Here is a 17,661-nt window from a genome sequence, read left to right on the forward strand (position 1 = left end):
GCCCCGCCGAGAATAAAATTTCTTGGTGTCATATCCGGGTTGGATAAGAATCTTGAATAGGGAATTGTGCAAGTTCTGCCTTATTTTAAGCGCTTTCTATGACGATGCAAATTTAGCCGCTATTAAAAGTGTAAAGATATCTAAATAACTTACTGTTTGATGCTTCCACAATTAACCAATCAATAAATTCACTAAATAACCAAGCCAGCCATCGCACGCTCACCCGTACAATCTTTTTCGATTTCCGCCCGCATTGCTCTCTACGTACTGCTTGCTGTTGTTGCCCTGATGTGGACCGGAACAAGTTCGCTGACCGACCGGGTGATTTCCCTGCGAATGCTGCTGTTTTTCAGTTCGGCACTTATTGCATTTATCACCCCGTATTTACTCTTTCCGGACCCTTATGCAGTATTGTTTCAGTTGGGAAACACGGGGTCAGGCGGAATATCCCGGCACTTGCTGAAACGAACCGATGCCGTATGGTCCGGCGCGATCGTTACGATTGGAGTTGTCTGTTTTGGTGATCTGAACAGCCCGTTTACAAACCTTGGCATCAAAGCACTATATTTTGGAACCGGCACACTATTTTTTAGCGGGTTGATGGGGATCTCAATCAGCCGGTATGCCCGGTCGGGTGATAAATCCCGGTTTTGGAAAGAATCAGACAGGGGGCGTGAACTGCGCTCCAAAATGGGTGAGTACTTTAAATACCCGATTGATCCCGGTTCGATTCCAAGTTTTATCAATACAGTTCTCGTGGGCGGACTCGGTATGATCGGTGTGTCGATCGGCGCGGCATTTTACGGAGGGTATGGCCCGGCATTCGAAATGATACCAGCCCTCGGTCTGATGCTTTTTGGCGGCTTTTCACTCAGCCGTCTCCATAGTCAGTCGGTTAGAAACTTCTACGCAACCAACGCCTTCTTTAATGAGTTCTTTGGCGAAACAATTGCCGGAAAAGAGGCGGAATCAAAAATACAGGTTAAACAACTCTGGTGGGTCCCGTCGGCAATCAAAAGCCACGTGTGGGCACTGCTGCTCCAGCTCGACAGGAAGTTTCCGGCCGGACGCGTACTGCTTGTCGGGCATCTGCTGATCTGGCTGCTGGCATACCAGCGTCCGGCAGAGCAAACCTTGATTTCCGCCTGGCTGCTGTTTGCCCTGTTTCATCACGCCATTATCATTATTTCTTTATCGGAAGAGTATGCTCCGGCATGGTTCCGGCAGTGGATTGGTTCCATGACTCAGTGGATTCTGGTGCGGATGTGGATTCAGCTCAGGTGGGTGCTGATCCTTGCGGTGAGTATGTGGGTAAACTCGCTCATTTTTGGCCACGTGTCATACGCGGTGCAGGGTGGAATTATCACCTTCTATTTACTATCTGCCGCTTTCATTTCACTCTGTGCGAACACCTATCAAAAAGCTACAACCTGACAAAGTCATGATTGAACTGAAAAATATTACCAAACAGTTTAAAGCCGGCAAACCGATATTTTCAGAGGTGAATGACACTTTTAAGAAAGGAGAATTCATTGGCCTGACCGGGCCGAACGGATCAGGTAAAACAACCTTCCTGCGACTGTTGTCGGTCAATTCATTTCCGACATCCGGCCGCATCACATATAAAAACATGAACATTCACGAAAATCCCCAGGAATACCTTAAAGACGTAGGCCTCGTGCACGACCAGGAGAGTTTGCCCGTTCATTTGTCAGCCGTTGAGCTACTGGAGTGGGTGCTGAGAAGCCGAAAACTCTGGAGTGATGAATCCCCGAAACAAATTAACAATATGTTCGACAGACTGTCGCTTAAGGATGACCGCAACGAGCAGATCGGCACGTATTCAACCGGCATGAGGAAAAAAACACAGGTGGCCGCAGCGTTTATTGTAAAACCGAATGTATTAATCTTAGATGAACCCCTGCGAGGGCTTGACAGTTCTACACGTGATGAAGTTGCAGATATGCTCGTTGATGCAAAATCAGGCGGAACATTAACCTTGATGGCGTCACATACAGCGGATGTAGAGGCTGATTTTGTGGACCGTGTTCTCGAGTTCCCGCTTTCATAAATATCGACGGACAAGGAATTCATTATAATAGCGTTTAAATGCACGTAAAAATCAATTGATTTGATATCTTTGAGGCCTAACACATAGCATTAAGATGCCGGGCTATATTCATTCCGCCAACCCAGGCGGTTCAACCAAACAAACAAACTGAACGAAAATTTTATCATGGCCGAGTTTATTCTTCCTGAAGTAGAAATGAACATCTACTCTCCGAAAGATCCCGTAGAAGTAGAAGTAGTTGAAAATTATATTGTCACAAAGGAATCGAGCCCTAACATTGTGCGCCACATCACGTTTGATGTGTCGGGAACCGATCTTGAAAACAGGATTCGCGTAGGGCAGTCGGTGGGAATTCTGCCTCCCGGTGAAGACGATAGAGGCCGTCCGCATAAGCTCAGGCTCTATTCTGTGTCGTCGCCAACGATTGGTGAGCACGGCAAGCAGCACCTCGTGTCCACAACAGTTAAACGGACGATTGAAGAGCTCGAAAACAAACTCTACCTGGGAGTGGCGTCGAATTATCTTGCAGATCTGCAGCCGGGCGATAAAGTTTTAATGACAGGCCCAAGCGGCAAACGGTTTTTGCTTCCGGAAAATGCAAGGGATTTTAACTACCTGTTTTTTGCCACAGGTACCGGCATTGCGCCATATCGCGGCATGATTAAGGAGCTGTTTGAGAGAACGTACGATAACGACTGCGCGCTTATTTTTGGCTGTTCCTACAGAACGGATCTTCTTTATGCCGATTACTTTGAAGAGATGGATCAGACGCGTGAAAATTTTCACTATCTGAAATCGATTTCAAGAGAGGAGCGGCGTAAAGACGGTTCAAAATTTTACGTACAGACCCAGCTCGAGGATGAAGAAGATCTGCTGCTGCCCATTTTGCAAAAAGAGAATACGCTGATCTATATCTGCGGCATGAAGGGCATGGAGATCGGCATTTACAAACAGCTGGTCCGTCTTGATCTGCTTGAATATGTTCAGATACGCAAAGAACTTCCAGACTCTCTTGATGATATTCCCTCAGATAAATTCAAACGCTACATCAAACCGTCTGACCGGACGTTTGAAGAGGTTTATTGATGTAATTCCACTGTTTGTCAGAGCTCCTGCCGATAACAGGGAGATCTCTCCACTCCGGGCAAAAAAAATGCCCTGCGGTCGAGATGACAAGAAGCTGGGGGTGAATAAGTGCGGCGTTTCATTATCCCAATCATGCAAAACCCGATCATACGCCGCATGGCAGATGGTTACTCCTCGAGGAGCTGCCTGATGCCTTGATCTACTCGTGAAGCTTATGCGCCGCGCTTCTTTCTATGTGCGCAACTGTCATGTCAAGAGCGGAGCACCGGTGTTTTTTCCCAACGGGATGCCTTCGGCGCCGGTGTGGAGTGGAGACATCTACCTGTGCTGGGATCCATCTTGAAAAATACCCCCTCAGAACTCCTGTCGATAACAGGGAGATCTCTCCACTCCGGGGAAAAAAAATGCCCTGCGGTCGAGATGACAAGGCGCTGGGGTGAATAAACGCAGCGTTTCATTATACCAATCATGCAAAACCCAATCTTACGCCGCATGGCAGATGGTTACTCCTCGCGGAGCTGCCGGATGCCTTTGTCTACTCGCGAAACTTATGCGCCGCGCTTCTTTCTATGGGCGCAACTGTCATGTCGAGCAACTAAATTTGCCCAAAAACCGGGCAACACCATTTCAGAGGTGACAGGAGAAATCCAAGTTCCTGCTCTCTAAATATTCTTTAGGAGAAAGGTGTCCGGCCTTGATGGGTGGAGGGATTGCATGGGTTGCACCACGGCACGGGAGAAATCGCTATGAGCGCTCATCTTGTGAGCATTCTCATAGTGTAACCGTGCGGGGCAAACCGTGCCCGGAAGCCATCACAGCCGGGAGTTTTCCACATAGTGATGCCTTCGGCATGCATACTTTTGACGGTTCAAAAGTATGGGGAGTAAACGTCATGTTTACAATCTGTCACTGGTAGCAACTAATTTTCCCCAAAAAAAAAGGCAACACCACTTAGAAAATGTCAGGATTAGGTTTCCATTGGACGTATATCGTGTATGGAAAAGTGTTCGGCGTACCGGGTAATTTTTAATTTCAAAAGTACGTTCCCAGACCCTGAGGAATACATGGATTAGATCTTTCATAACCCCGTCGACTGAATTCATTTCTTCTGTATAATCACCCGCCTTGGGGCTCTTGGATTATCTGCACTACCTAACCTCACACTGCTCGCCGTCGACAACACGGCGCTTGTGTAGGGCTACTAAGCTGCCGTCCCTGTCGGGACTTTTGTGACGCGCAGGCGCGTAACCAGTTTTACATGGACTTGGAGATAAGGCATGTATAATAAATTAGTATAAGTCGATTTTAGCCTGAAAAAAGCACTTTTAAAATCTGTCACTGGTAGCAACTAATCTTGCACAAAAGCGGGCAACACTATTTCAAAGGTGACAGGATTATAGTCCCCTCTCGAGAGGGGATTTAGGGGTGTGTTCGTAAAGGCAATAAGCATTGATTAAAGCCCAACAACATCACTTTTTACAATCTGTCACTGGTAGCGGAGCACCGGTGTTTTTTCCCAACGGGATGCCTTCGGCGCCGTTGTGGAGTGGAGACATCTACCTGTGCTGGGATCCATCTTGAAAAATACCCCCTCAGAGCTCCTGCCGATAACAAGTAGATTTCGCTGGCGCGGGGAAAAGATGAGCTCCGTGCACTCTCTTCGTTCGCTAGTTTCCCCAAAGAACAGTCGTGATAAAAATGGCGGTGGGCGTCACTCTTTATTACTCAGTTTCACATATTTGTAAGGTACTATCTTGCCGCCATACATCTCGGTATAAACCTGTGTGAATGTAGCTCCCAGCAAGATCGTCTGTATATTGTAGTAGACCCACACGATGAAGATGATGAGCGAACCCGCGGCACGGTATGCAGCACTGATACCGGAAGAGGTGAGGTACAGGCCGATTAAATATTTCCCCAGCATAAACAGCGCGGTTGTTACAATCGCGCCAACCAAAATATCGCGCCAGGGGGCATTTACATCAGGCAGGATTTTGAAGATAAGGGCGAAAAAAGCGACTGCGAACGCGATGGTCGTCAATTCTGAAATGACCATGTATAAATCAAGGTTCAGATTTGGAATCGCTTGAGTAAAGAATTCCGATACTACCCCAATTACGACTTCTGCGAGCAGCGATGCTACAAGCAATAGAGTTGCAAGAATAATGATACCAAAAGAGAGCAGCCGGTTCAGCAGGAAATTCCAGATCGAATTAATCTCTACCGTCTTTACATTCCAGATAATATTCAGAGTGTTTTTTAACTGAGTGATGACGGTTGTAGCACCAAAAATGAGTGTAAACGCAGCAATAATGGTGGTAAAAATGCCGGATGTACGAAACGATACATCCCCGATATACTGAAGGAGGGCAGATGAAATATCAGGGCCAACCAGGTTATTAAGCTGAGCTTCCACTTGCGACCTGATGTACTCTTCACTCAGGAAAAGGTCGGATACGAAAATGATCAGAATAAAGAGCGGGGCAATCGAGAACACCGTATAGAATGCAATTGCTGCCCCCTGCGTCATAAAATCATCTTCTATCGCTTTAGAGATGGTTTTTCCCAGAATTTTTTTCGTGCGGTCGTAATACAAACGTAAAGGTGGTAGCTTCATAATTTATAGTTGCTTAAATAACTCGTCCATAACTCTGTCGATCTCTTCTTCAGTGTTATACATATGCGGACTTACCCGGAAAAATCCTTCTCTTGCTGAAATAGAAATATCTTTTTCTTTGAGTGTGCCGAGTACCGAATCCAGATCCGCCTCGAGAGAAGATTCTACTGAAAATGTGACGATACCCAAACGCTCTGTGTCGTCGTTAGGAGTTATTACATCAACATGACTCCGGGATTGTAACGCCTCTAACATGTATCCGCTCAGGTGCAAAATATGGTTCCTGACTAATTCGGTACCAATGCCTTCAAATAGTTTCAACGATGCACCAAGCCCGGCAATTGCAATGATGTTTGGTGTTCCGGTTTCCAGGTGCTGACTGACAGGCAGCCACGCTTTTTCAAATTCCGATAGTGCCCAGGGGTCTTCTACGGACAGCCAGCCGGTTTTATACGGTTCAAGCACAGCCTGCATTTTTTCTGAGAGGTACAGAAATCCGATTCCCATCGGAGACATCAGCCATTTGTGAGCGCCTGTAGCGAGGGCGTCAATCTTACATTCCATGACGTCGATAGGCGACGCACCCAACGCCTGGATGCCATCAACAACAAAAAGTATATCATGTTTGGAACAGAGATCTCCAATGGCTTTTAGATCGGCCCGAAATCCGCTGAGATACTGCACGGCGCTTATGGATATCAGTTTTGTTTTAGGTGTGATAAGCGCCTCAATATCAGACGGATGAACACGATGGTTTTCCGCCTCGACGTATAGGATAGTGACGCCCAGTTGTTCAAGCCTGCGAAACGGCTGTACATTGGTGGGGAATTCAAGGGTGTTCAGAATAATTTCGTCACTCTCATTCCACTGCAGGCCTTCTGAAATGGCGGATATGGCATCTGACGTATTTCCAAGAAATGAGATGTGCTCCGAATCCGGCGCATTAATGTAGGAAGCCACCCGTTTTCGGGCTGTTTCAACAGTTTCCATTCCTTCCTCAAAATTCTCTACGGAACCGCTGTTACGAACATCAAGCCACTTTTTTGTTGCTTCAAACGTGGGTGTTGGGAGCGGACTGATGGCCGCATGATTCATATACACATGTCTGCTCCGCGTGATGGGAAATAAAGCGCGAATCTCAGTTAATTCAATATCGGAAAAAGGTGATGACATTAGGATTCAGTTTTTTTCTTCACTTTTGATACGTGCGTAACGCCGGCGGAAATTGCAAATTTAAGGGCGTCGGCCGGGTCAATATTCAGGGGCGTAACGAATTCAGGGTCAATCAAAAAGAGATTGCCCGAGAAATTGTAGGAATGAGGAAAGTAAACGGCCACCCGATCATCAATCCCAAAGGTTGAAAGATTATCTTCCGTGATAAACCCGATGCGATCAACGCCGTCGGTAAGTTTAACCCGAGCCGGTCTGTTGAACCTTTTTTTATCTCCGAGGAGTGATTCGGTGAGGTCTTTAAACGAGGTATAAATTATTTTTACAAATGGAGTTCGTTCCACCAGCCGTTCAAAATAGTTGAAAATAGGAGTGGTAAATGCCCGGGTGACAAAGAAACCAGTAATGATAATGATAAAAAATGCTGTGACAATACCGAGGCCCGGCAGATCAAAGGGAACCCACCCAAAAAGAATACTGTAGAGGGTGTCATCTACCCAGTTCACCAAGAAAACAACGACATAAAACGTCGCAAAAAGTGGAAAAATAAAGATCAGTCCATAAAGAAAATAGTTTGCAATGGTTCTCATAAGAGGCGTCTAAATTTTGAGTTCGCCCTAAAGATAGCTTTTTTGACCGTGATTCGAAGAGAAGAGTTATTATGAACAGGTGAGGTTGAACTCTTTTTTTTCTATTTTATGAGGCTTAGAACTTTAATTCGGTTTTTCTATAATACCATAAAACCTAAATAGCAGAGACAGTCATTCCGCCGCGAAAGCCGGAATCTCCTGCTTTTTTAGGGATTGAAGGCGCCTGCTGATGCGCAAGTTCTTCAAGTATTATTATTTTAAGATATAATCGAATTCAAGCAATGATATTCTGATAAACCATCAACGACCATAATATGCCCGTAAAGACCTCGAAAGAGATCAGACAAGACTTTTTTGATTTTTTTAAGGAGAAAGACCATCTCATAGTCGACAGTGCACCCGTTGTTCCAAAAAATGACCCTACGCTCCTGTTTACCAATGCCGGAATGAACCCATTCAAGCCCATATTTTTGGGTGAAGAGCCTGGGGTAAAAGAAGACGGTAAAATTTGGAAGCGCGCTGCTAACACACAGCGCTGTATACGCGTGAGCGGGAAGCACAACGACCTGGATGAGGTTGGCCACGATACCTATCACCACACGCTTTTTGAGATGCTGGGCAACTGGTCGTTTGGCGACTATTTTAAGGAAGAGGCTATTGAGTGGGCGTGGGAGCTTCTTGTAGATCGATGGGGGCTTGAATCGGATCGGCTTTATGCTACGGTGTTTGGCGGCGATGATGAAGACGGGCTGCCGGTGGATGAAGAGGCAATTGAGCTCTGGAAAAAGAAAACAGATATCAATCCGGATCACATCCTGAAATTTGGCAAGAAAGATAATTTTTGGGAGATGGGAGCCACCGGTCCGTGCGGCCCCTGTTCGGAGGTTCATATTGATTTGCGACCTGAGACTGACCGTAAAAAGAAACCGGGGGCAGAGCTTGTCAATATGGATGATCCCCGTGTGATGGAGATCTGGAACCTCGTATTTATTCAATTTAACCGTGATGAAAACAGTAGGCTCACCAATCTGCCTGATCAGCATGTGGATACCGGTATGGGCTTCGAACGAATCTGTGCCGTACTTCAAGGAAAGAAATCTAATTACGACGCTGATATCTTCACACCACTGCTTGACGCTATTTCTGAAATGAGCGGCAAACCCTATGGAAGTGATCAGAAAACGGATATCGCCATGCGTGTAATTGCCGATCACATCCGGGCGGTTAGTTTTTCAATCGCCGACGGGGCATCTCCTTCGAATGAAGGACGCGGATTTGTAGTACGTAGAATTCTCCGGCGGGCGGTTCGGTATGGATGGGACCGGCTCGGCTTCAAGAAACCGTTTATGTTCCAGCTGGTTCCTGTGCTGGCCGATCAGTTTAAAGATGTCTTCCCGGAGCTGAATGGACAAATCAGCTATGTTCAGAACGTCATCAAAGCGGAAGAGAGCAGCTTTTTGAAAACGCTGGGGCAGGGAATTGAGCTCTTTGAGCAGATGACGGAAGGAGAAGACAGCGTGTCGGGTGACGTCGCTTTTAAACTTCACGACACCTATGGTTTCCCGATTGACCTCACGCAGCTGATGGCGCGCGAAAAAGGAATGGATGTAGACCTGGAGACTTTCAATAAGCTTATGCAAGAGCAGAAAGAGCGGGCCAGGGCGGAAGGAAAGTTTGCCTCAGGCGAGAGCGCTCGAAACGTGGAAGAGGTTGGGGACACCGACGAGTTTCAGTTTGTCGGGTATGACCAGCAAAAAGCTGATGTGAAGATTACGGCTGTGAACCGCGATAAAAAGAATCCATCACTTTGGCTGGACCGGTCGCCATTTTATGCAGAATCCGGCGGCCAGGTGGCCGATACCGGCACACTTACCCGTGATGAAGACGTGATTCAGGTCACCGATGTTCAGAAAACCAGTCGCGGGTTTGAGCATTTCGTGGACTGGCTTCCGGAAGATCCCGGCGGTGTCTGGACTGCTGAAGTTGATCACGACAAGCGATCAGAGATTCAAAAACATCACACGGTCACGCATTTAATGCATGCCGCTTTGCGTGAAACACTTGGGGATCACGTGGGACAAAAAGGCTCGCTTGTAGAACCGGATCGACTGCGGTTTGATTTCTCTCACTATGAAGCTGTTTCAACTGATCAGCTTGATGAGATTGAAAAGCGAGTCAACGAGAAAATTCAGGAAAATATCTCTTCTCAAATTGAAGAAATGCCGATAGATGAGGCGCGTGAAAAAGGCGCGATGATGCTGTTTGGTGAAAAGTATGGCGATGTTGTTCGGGTTGTGACATTTGACCCCGAATATTCAATGGAGCTATGCGGCGGAACGCATGTAGACGCGACGGGAGAGATAGGGTATTTCCGGTTTCTGAGTGAATCATCAGCCGCAGCCGGTGTGCGCCGGGTTGAAGCGGTAGCGGGCAAAAAAGCAGATCAGCTCTTACGTGAAGAAAAGAAAAACCTGCAGCAGGTGTCTGCCGCTCTTGGAAGTTCTGCCAACATTGTGGATGAGATTCATAAACTAATCACACAGAATAAGGAACTTAACCGTGAGCTTGACAAGGTTCAGAAAAAGCAGGCATCCGGTGAGCTTGATACGATACTGGAATCGGGAACGGAAGTAAAGTCAGTCACACTTTATACCGGCAAGGTGCCGGGTGCGGATATGGACCTTCTGAAAGAGATGGGGTACAGGGCACTTCAAAAAATGGATTCCGAAGCAGTTGTAGTACTCGCCTCTCAAACTAACGAAGGGAAAGTAGTGCTGATGGCAGCCATCACGCCTGACCTTAATAAACAAGGCTTACAGGCAGGTAAACTGGTGTCTGTTCTCGGACGCATTGTTGGCGGCGGCGGCGGCGGTCAACCCGATCTCGCCACAGCAGGAGGCCGCTTACCCGAAAAAATTGATGAGGTATTTGATGCCGCGGCCGGATGGATTCGCGAGCAGTTAACATGAACGGCTGAAAATATCTGAAAATTTAGGTATACTTTAAGTCTGTTTAAAATTTGGATTAAACATAATTTAATTATTGAACGATGGCCAAGAATAAGGACGAAGGAATTTTTGCACCGGTGGGAATCACAAAGGATGGCGACAGCAAAATTGATAAAGCTGTTGACCTGCCCGATCCCACCAAAAAGACGCACAAACAGCTAAAGCTGAAGAACGACCAGGTACTGGATATGTTCGAAATGATGTACCTGCAGCGTCGGTTTGAAGAGCGCGCTATGCAGATGTATCAGAAAGGAAAATTTGGCGGATTTCTTCACCTTTACATTGGCCAGGAAGCCATTTCTACAGGCACCGTATTTGCTTTTAACGATGATGACGACATCATCACAGCCTATCGCGATCACGGATGGGGCATTGTACGTGGCGTGACGCCAAATGAAGGCATGGCTGAGCTTTATGGTAAAGCCACCGGCTGCTCGAAAGGGAAAGGCGGCTCCATGCACTTTGCCAAAGTTGAAAATCACTATTGGGGCGGTTACGGAATCGTAGGCGGACATATTCCTCTTGGCGGCGGAATCGCGTTTGCCAATAAATATAAGGATAACGACCGCGTGATGGCCTGCTTTCTCGGTGATGGTGCTGTAGACCAGGGCGCCCTTCACGAAACAATGAATATAGCTCAGCTGTGGAAGCTGCCGGCAATTTTTGTGGTGGAAAACAACGGCTACTCAATGGGAACGGCGGCCCGGAGGCACACCGTCAACGAAATCGTTGATCGGGCCAAAGGATACGGTATGAAGAGCAAGGTGCTTAACGGGATGGATGTATTTACCGTCTATGAGGAGATGCAAAAAATAGCCAAAGACGTTCGCAAAAACAGCGAGCCGTGGTTTGTCGAAATCAGAACGTATCGCTACCGCGGTCACTCCATGTCTGACCCTCAGAAGTACCGGTCGAAAGATGAACTTGAAGAGTATCAAAAAGTGGATCCTATAGAGCGGTTGAAAACGTACATCCTTGAAAAAGAGATTGCGAAGGAAGAGGAGCTCGATGAGATACAGGAAAAAATTGAGGATACCGTACTTGAAGCCGTAGATTTTGCGGAGGATTCACCGTTTCCTGAGGATGACGCGCTCTATGAAGATATGTTTGCCGGGGAGCCTTATTTCCACCATTAATTAATGATGACACGTTACTCAACCAAATTTATAACTAACTAATAAGCTGAGATGGCTGAATTACAATTTAGAGAAGCAATTAAACAGGCAATTGACGAGGAGATGGAGTCTGACGAAAATGTCTTCATCATGGGTGAGGAGGTTGCCGAATATAACGGGGCTTACAAGGTAACGGAAGGTCTGTTAGATAAATACGGATTCCGACGAGTAATCGACACTCCCATTTCTGAACTTGGATTTGCCGGTATTGGTGTGGGTGCGGCAATGAACGGATTGCGCCCCATTGTGGAGTTTATGACCTTTAACTTTGCCGTACTGGCAGCTGACCAAATTATAAATCATGCATCAAAAGCTCGCTATATGCTCGGCGGCCAGGTGAGTACACCGATTGTATTCCGCGGGGCGAATGCATCTGCAGGGCAGCTCGGTGCAACGCACTCTGTGGCTTACGATTCAATGTACGCGATGTTCCCCGGGCTGAAGGTGATCTACACATCAGAGCCTGAAGATGCCAAAGGACTTTTGAAATCTGCTATTCGGGATGACGATCCCGTCCTGTTTATGGAATCAGAGCAGATGTACGGGCTGAAAGGCGAGGTAACCGAGGAGGAGGATTTTACAATTCCGATCGGTAAGGGAAAGATAAAGCGTGAGGGTGATGACGTAACGGTGGTTGCCACCGGTAAGATGTATCACATCGCGCAAAATGCAGCGAAAGAGCTGGCAAAAGATGGTGTTGAATGCGAGATAATCGATCCGAGAACCATCAAGCCACTCGATATTGAAATGATCATAGAATCTATCAAAAAAACGAATCGCTGCGTGGTTGTTGATGAATCGCATCCATTTGGCGGACTTGCCTCTGAAGTTGGATTTCTGATCCAGCGCGAGGCGTTTGATTACCTGGACGCACCCGTTCAGCGAGTGACGCTGCCCGATGTAAACGCACCATTTTCAAAACCGCTGTTTGACCTGTGGCTGCCCGATGCTAAAAATGTTGTGGAAGCCGTGAACACGGTAACATACCGTAAGTAATTATAATGCAGGTGGCATCAGCTGCAGAAAATGAATCGGCGGAACGTATACTGTTGGTCTCCGATTTTACTTTTGCGTTTTGCTGATTCACTTGCTAACCTTTGAAAAAATGGGATCAACCAATTCATTTCATTTATCCATCTAAAATTTAGGAAAGACGATTATGGCCGAAAAAATTGAAATGCCCAAGCTTAGTGATACCATGGAAGAGGGCGTTATTGCTTCCTGGAACGTGAAGGAAGGTGATAAGGTAGAATCGGGTGATGTAATTGCCGAAGTTGAAACCGATAAAGCCACCATGGAAGTGGAGGTGTTTGATGCCGGCACAATACTGAAGATCATGGTGCAGGAAGGTGACGCTGTTCCTTTGGGCGGCACAATGGCCATCATTGGTGAAGAGGGCGAAGACATCAGCGATCTGCTGGGCGATGAAAGTGAATCTGCTGAGAAGGAAGAACCAGCTGAAAAAGAAGAAAAAGCTGAAGAATCTAAATCGGAATCAAAGAAAGAAAAGGCAGCTTCTGAAAACGGGGAAGGCAAGAAACAATCATTTGATCCCATTCTTGGCGACCTGGATAAAAAGAAAGAATCGGGCAAGGAGAAAGAAAAAGAGACAGCTGAGGCTTCTTCTGATGATGACGGACGTGTAAAAGCATCTCCTCTTGCACGAAATATGGCAAAAGATAAAGGCATCGACCTTGCAGACGTAAAAGGATCCGGTCCTGAAGGACGCGTCATTAAACGGGACATTGAAGAGTACGAACCATCCGAAGAAAAACCGGCTGCGTCAGTTGAAGTTCCGTCCTTTGAAGAAGCTGAGTCTGAGGATATTAAAGTGTCGCAGATGCGAAAAGCCATTGCCCGGCGTCTGTCTGAAAGTAAATTCAGCAATCCGCATTTCTACGAGACGATTGATGTGGACATGGAATTTGCCATTGAAGCGCGCAAGAAGCTGAACGAGGTAAGTGAGGTGAAAATTAGTTTCAACGATATTGTTGTAAAAGCGGCTTCTGCAGCGCTCCGAAGACATCCTGATGTGAACTCATCCTGGCTGGGAGATAAAATCCGTAAACACGGCGATGTGAATGTAGCCGTAGCCGTTGCGATTGACGAGGGATTAATGACACCGGTTATTAATCACTCCGATAAAAAGAACCTGCGTCAAATTTCCGCAGAAACAAAAGATCTGGCTGGAAAAGCACGCGATCGAAAACTACAGCCTGAAGAGATGGAAGGAAGTACGTTTACTATTTCGAATCTGGGTATGTTTGGCATTGAAGAGTTTACAGCGATCATCAATCCGCCGAACGCATGTATTCTTGCAGTTGGTGCCATCCGCGACGTTCCTGTTGTGAAAGACGGCGAGGTGGTTCCCGGTAAGCGTATGAAATTGACGATGAGCAGCGATCACCGGATCGTAGACGGAGCGAAAGCCGCGGCATTTTTGAACACGCTGCGACAAATGCTTGAGAATCCGCTGGCGATGATGTTGTAAGAAGATTAGAAAAACCCTCCAAGGGTTGAGAACCCTTAAGAGGGTTAGATCATGACTAAATAAAAGCCCCGGAATTTGCCGGGGTTTTTTGTTTGTTGAAGGTTTGATCATGTGCCACTGTCTATTCTTGTTGTCAGGATTCAACATCTTTCTTTAATATGCTAACATTGTTTAGGCATAAATTTTAAATTGCTGGGTATCTCTTTTTCCATAGTCACCCGCACTATATCATATATTATCTATGCCAAACTTCTCAGACCTCCGAACTCTCTGCCTGGAAAGTCAACGCCTGACGCATACGGTGATTGATGATTTTTTAATCTACTACGGTGCCCGTCAGGATAATCTAAACCGAAAGGCGAAAAAGAAGTTGGCGCGTTACAGTCACGTATCAAGGGATCTGCCTGAGGAGTGGACGAATATGGTGATGACACAGTTTATTGGCCATGTAATTTTTAAGCAGGATGGGTTGATTAACCGCTATATCAATCATTCCGGTCTGGACCACCTGTTAGATGAGGAGATGGCTTTCCTGGAGTTTCAGGCAGAGAATCCCTGGCGATTTAGTTTTGCAGAGATAGCAGGGCAGCCGGCCGAAGATTTTTTTGAGATGAAGGATGTGTTCACTGATGATACCTACCTGCTTTTCTCACCCGGCTTGTCAGATATTTTAGCTTCACAAAATATTAGTCTCTGCTTTAACCTAGTAAGCTATAACGGGGAGTGCTGGGAAACTTATGGTCCGATTAGTGCTTACAACGGTTTTGAACCGTCCGACATCCGGTTTTTCGCCACGCAGGTAAACCGCGGTAACTGGTTTGAGAACGACCGGGAACTTATGGAGTATGTGGAATCGAACCCGGTGCCATTTATGCACTTATTTGCAGGAGCAATAGCTCCCCGTGCATTTCACATTGATGACCAGATCGTTCATGTTACGGCGGAATACCTGGATGACTCTTTTGATGCAGAATTATTCAAAGATCGTTTTAAAGTTGAATACAGCATGGGCGTATATAAACTCTCGCAAGAGGGGTGGAACATGTTTCCGCATTTCACAGCGGCGTACTATAATGAAAAAGAAGAACTGCTGTTTCTTTATTCGATGACTGACCGGGGTTTCCGTTATCTGGTGAAGGAGCTCAATTCCTGTGGATATGATCTTTCCTTCCAGTCGGATTTTCGGGTAAATACAGGAATGGTACAACTAACTAACGATCTGCTGAAAAAAGAGATTAATATGAATCCGTACAGCTTCTTGTTTACAAGTGAGCCACCAGAAGAGGATAACCGACATTTGGATAAAATTAATACGTTGTTATCCGGGATGGTACCCCTTGTCAACGCCGGTAAAAAACCGGACCTTGAAATGATGAGCATTACCCATGATGTGCCATTTGAAACAGTTCAGGCTTTGTACGATCGGCTGAAAGAGAGCCAGGATCAGTAGGAGACAGTTCAAGTCCCGGACTTTGAATGAATGGCGATATTGAACTACGGACCTCGCCCCATCAACACACCCCTCGGTCTGAAAATCTGCGTACCGCCGTTTTCAGATCTATTTCCCCTCTCGGAGAGGGGGTTTTAGTGGCCACGCAAAATCTTTCCTCAGCAACTTAGATTTAAAGTTGAGCCTTGACAAATCCCATCCCGAGAGGCTGTGAGAAAATAATGTATCAACCGTAAATTAAATTACGTGATGTAGCCACGAAGTCCCGGGGACAGCAAGGCTCACGAAGTGTTAATTTTTGAAAATATTAAACTTAGTTTGTCTTCGTGACCTTGTAGCTTTATGGCTAAAATGACAAACCTAAGGATTTAATTGGTAGTTCTTTCACACCCCCTCGAGAGGGGAAAGCTCCTTACATGATTATGTTCAGAATCTTTCACTGGTAGACCCTAATTTTCTCCTAAATCGGGCAACACTATTTTTGAGCTGATATACAAGATATACCCTAAGGGTTCTGGCTTAATCACCCCTCAAAAAGCTTTATCAGCTCACCCCGGCGTATCTTGCCCAGTGATGTTTTTGGTATTTGCTGAACAAAGCGAAACTCTTTTGGAATTTTAAAACCTGACAATTTCTTCTTAAGAGAGGATGAAATATCCATTTCATTCGGAACAGAATCGCCGGAATGTCGCACGACGAGTGCTACTACTTTTTGGCCCCATTCACTATCAGGAATTCCTGTAACTGCTGCTTCTGAGATACCTTCAATCTGCTTAAGAGCAGATTCAACTTCAACCGGATCTATATTTTCGCCACCCGAAATAATTCGGTCAGTGCGTCTGTTTTTTAGAAAAAGCTGGCCTTGCCGATTCACATGACCAACGTCCCCGGTCTTAAACCAGCCATCGGCGTCAAACGAACGCGCTGTCAGCTCAGAATCTTCATATTCATCGATCACCTGCGGACCTCTCAGCCAGATTTCTCCATGCTCATTTGCCGGCATTACAGAACCGGTTTCGGGATCCCTGATTTGCACTTCATTCGGTTTGAAAACAGTTCCCACACTCTTCTTTGGCGTGTAAAAGCCTCTTGGCTGAAGCATCGGGTTTGCTGCAATCTGGGCGCACGTTTCTGTCATACCATAGCTGGAGACAATGGGAATTCCGCGTTCGAGCGACCTTTCAATCAGCTCCTGGGAGATGGGACCGCCGCCAAGCAATAAAGCTTTGAAATCGAGATGAAGCTGAAAGAGGTTATCATCAAGCAGCCTCATTAACATTGTTGGAACAAGCGATGCAATTTGAAAGAGGCGATTTTCACTTAAAAATACCCGGATCTGATGCTCGTCAAACCGATCCATTCGAAAAATAGCAGATCCATATAAAATGGATCTCAAAATTATTGATATGCCCCCGATATGATTAAGCGGCAGGCAGAGTAGCCAGTAACGATTTGCATCGGGCTTAAAGTTAACTGCGGAGGCATGCGTTGCAAACATTATTTGTCGGCGCTTTAGCGGAACAACTTTTGGTCGTCCTGATGACCCCGATGTAAAAAAATATCCAAATCGATTATCAGGATCGGATGAGGGAGATGTGATTTCATTACCGGTCGCCACAATATTCATCGATTGGCGAGGAATGGATAGGGAAGGGAAACGTCCTGTGCGATTACTATTTTCATCATCCGTATAAAAAACCGCCGGGTTGATCTTTTTAATGTAGTTCTGTAATTCGGAATCTGTCACTGCAGGATTTAGTGGCACAAAAGGAATTTTCAACAGGTAGCAGGCGGCCACAACAAATGTGAGTTCATCACTGCTTTTACTTAGAAGTGCAAGCGGCCTGGAATCTGAGATATTGTATTCCGAGGTAAGTGTCCGAAACCGGGAGCAAAATCCATACAAGTGGGCATAGTCGTAGATCGTGTGTTCGGAAGCCAGAAAACTGAGCGACGCATCGGGCAGTGGAAACGTGGGATATTTGTAGTCACTCTTATTCATG

General features: G+C 46.3%; 12 protein-coding genes. 8 read left to right on the forward strand and 4 right to left on the reverse strand.

Annotated features, from left to right (window positions below; translation table 11 throughout):
* The first annotated feature begins 288 nt into the window (after positions 1 to 288).
* From AABW11_RS05680 to AABW11_RS05690, 3 genes are all read left to right on the forward strand, one after another.
* Entirely contained in the window at positions 289 to 1,434 is a 1,146-nt protein-coding gene (locus AABW11_RS05680; RefSeq protein ID WP_340103822.1) for a hypothetical protein, read from the forward strand.
* Positions 1,435 to 1,441: 7 nt separating this feature from the next.
* Positions 1,442 to 2,071, forward strand: coding sequence for an ABC transporter ATP-binding protein (locus AABW11_RS05685; protein WP_340103823.1), 630 nt, complete (start codon positions 1,442 to 1,444; stop codon positions 2,069 to 2,071).
* Between the two features lie 165 nt (positions 2,072 to 2,236).
* Complete coding sequence (locus AABW11_RS05690; RefSeq protein ID WP_340103824.1) at positions 2,237 to 3,157, forward strand: hypothetical protein; 921 nt, start codon at positions 2,237 to 2,239, stop codon at positions 3,155 to 3,157.
* 1,711 nt (positions 3,158 to 4,868) lie between these two features.
* On the opposite strand, the gene AABW11_RS05695 is transcribed toward AABW11_RS05690, so the two are convergent.
* From AABW11_RS05695 to AABW11_RS05705, 3 genes are read right to left on the reverse strand one after another with little or no spacing between them, the layout of a single operon-like run.
* Positions 4,869 to 5,774 carry a YihY/virulence factor BrkB family protein gene (locus AABW11_RS05695; RefSeq protein ID WP_340103825.1) on the reverse strand — a complete coding sequence of 302 codons (906 nt, stop codon included), beginning with the start codon at positions 5,772 to 5,774 and terminating at the stop codon, positions 4,869 to 4,871.
* Between the two features lie 3 nt (positions 5,775 to 5,777).
* Positions 5,778 to 6,947 (reverse strand): aminotransferase class V-fold PLP-dependent enzyme, encoded by a 1,170-nt coding sequence (locus AABW11_RS05700; protein ID WP_340103826.1) that lies wholly within the window; start codon positions 6,945 to 6,947, stop codon positions 5,778 to 5,780.
* Positions 6,947 to 7,534, reverse strand: coding sequence for a DUF502 domain-containing protein (locus AABW11_RS05705; protein ID WP_340103827.1), 588 nt, complete (start codon positions 7,532 to 7,534; stop codon positions 6,947 to 6,949). The genes AABW11_RS05700 and AABW11_RS05705 overlap by 1 nt, the downstream gene beginning before the upstream one ends.
* 314 nt (positions 7,535 to 7,848) lie before the next feature.
* On the opposite strand from AABW11_RS05705, the gene alaS reads away from it, so the two are divergent.
* The 5 genes from alaS (at position 7,849) to AABW11_RS05730 (ending at position 15,658) form a co-directional block, all read left to right on the forward strand.
* Positions 7,849 to 10,503: an alanine--tRNA ligase gene (alaS, locus tag AABW11_RS05710; protein ID WP_340103828.1), complete on the forward strand. Its 2,655-nt coding sequence runs from the start codon at positions 7,849 to 7,851 to the stop codon at positions 10,501 to 10,503.
* An 80-nt stretch (positions 10,504 to 10,583) separates the two neighbouring features.
* Positions 10,584 to 11,678, forward strand: coding sequence for a pyruvate dehydrogenase (acetyl-transferring) E1 component subunit alpha (gene pdhA / locus AABW11_RS05715; protein WP_340103829.1), 1,095 nt, complete (start codon positions 10,584 to 10,586; stop codon positions 11,676 to 11,678).
* Between the two features lie 51 nt (positions 11,679 to 11,729).
* Entirely contained in the window at positions 11,730 to 12,713 is a 984-nt protein-coding gene (locus AABW11_RS05720; protein ID WP_340103830.1) for a pyruvate dehydrogenase complex E1 component subunit beta, read from the forward strand.
* 163 nt (positions 12,714 to 12,876) lie between these two features.
* Positions 12,877 to 14,208 carry a pyruvate dehydrogenase complex dihydrolipoamide acetyltransferase gene (locus AABW11_RS05725; protein WP_340103831.1) on the forward strand — a complete coding sequence of 444 codons (1,332 nt, stop codon included), beginning with the start codon at positions 12,877 to 12,879 and terminating at the stop codon, positions 14,206 to 14,208.
* A 241-nt stretch (positions 14,209 to 14,449) separates the two neighbouring features.
* The gene (locus tag AABW11_RS05730) at positions 14,450 to 15,658 is read left to right on the forward strand and encodes a hypothetical protein (RefSeq protein ID WP_340103832.1); all 1,209 of its coding nucleotides are present in this window, start codon (positions 14,450 to 14,452) and stop codon (positions 15,656 to 15,658) included.
* A gap of 523 nt (positions 15,659 to 16,181) precedes the next feature.
* Here the strand turns inward: AABW11_RS05730 and menE are convergent.
* The gene (menE, locus tag AABW11_RS05735) at positions 16,182 to 17,660 is read right to left on the reverse strand and encodes an o-succinylbenzoate--CoA ligase (RefSeq protein WP_340103833.1); all 1,479 of its coding nucleotides are present in this window, start codon (positions 17,658 to 17,660) and stop codon (positions 16,182 to 16,184) included.
* Between the last annotated feature and the right edge of the window lies 1 nt (position 17,661).

The organism is Rhodohalobacter sp. 8-1, from assembly GCF_038150125.1.
Classification (GTDB): domain Bacteria; phylum Bacteroidota; class Rhodothermia; order Balneolales; family Balneolaceae; genus SW132.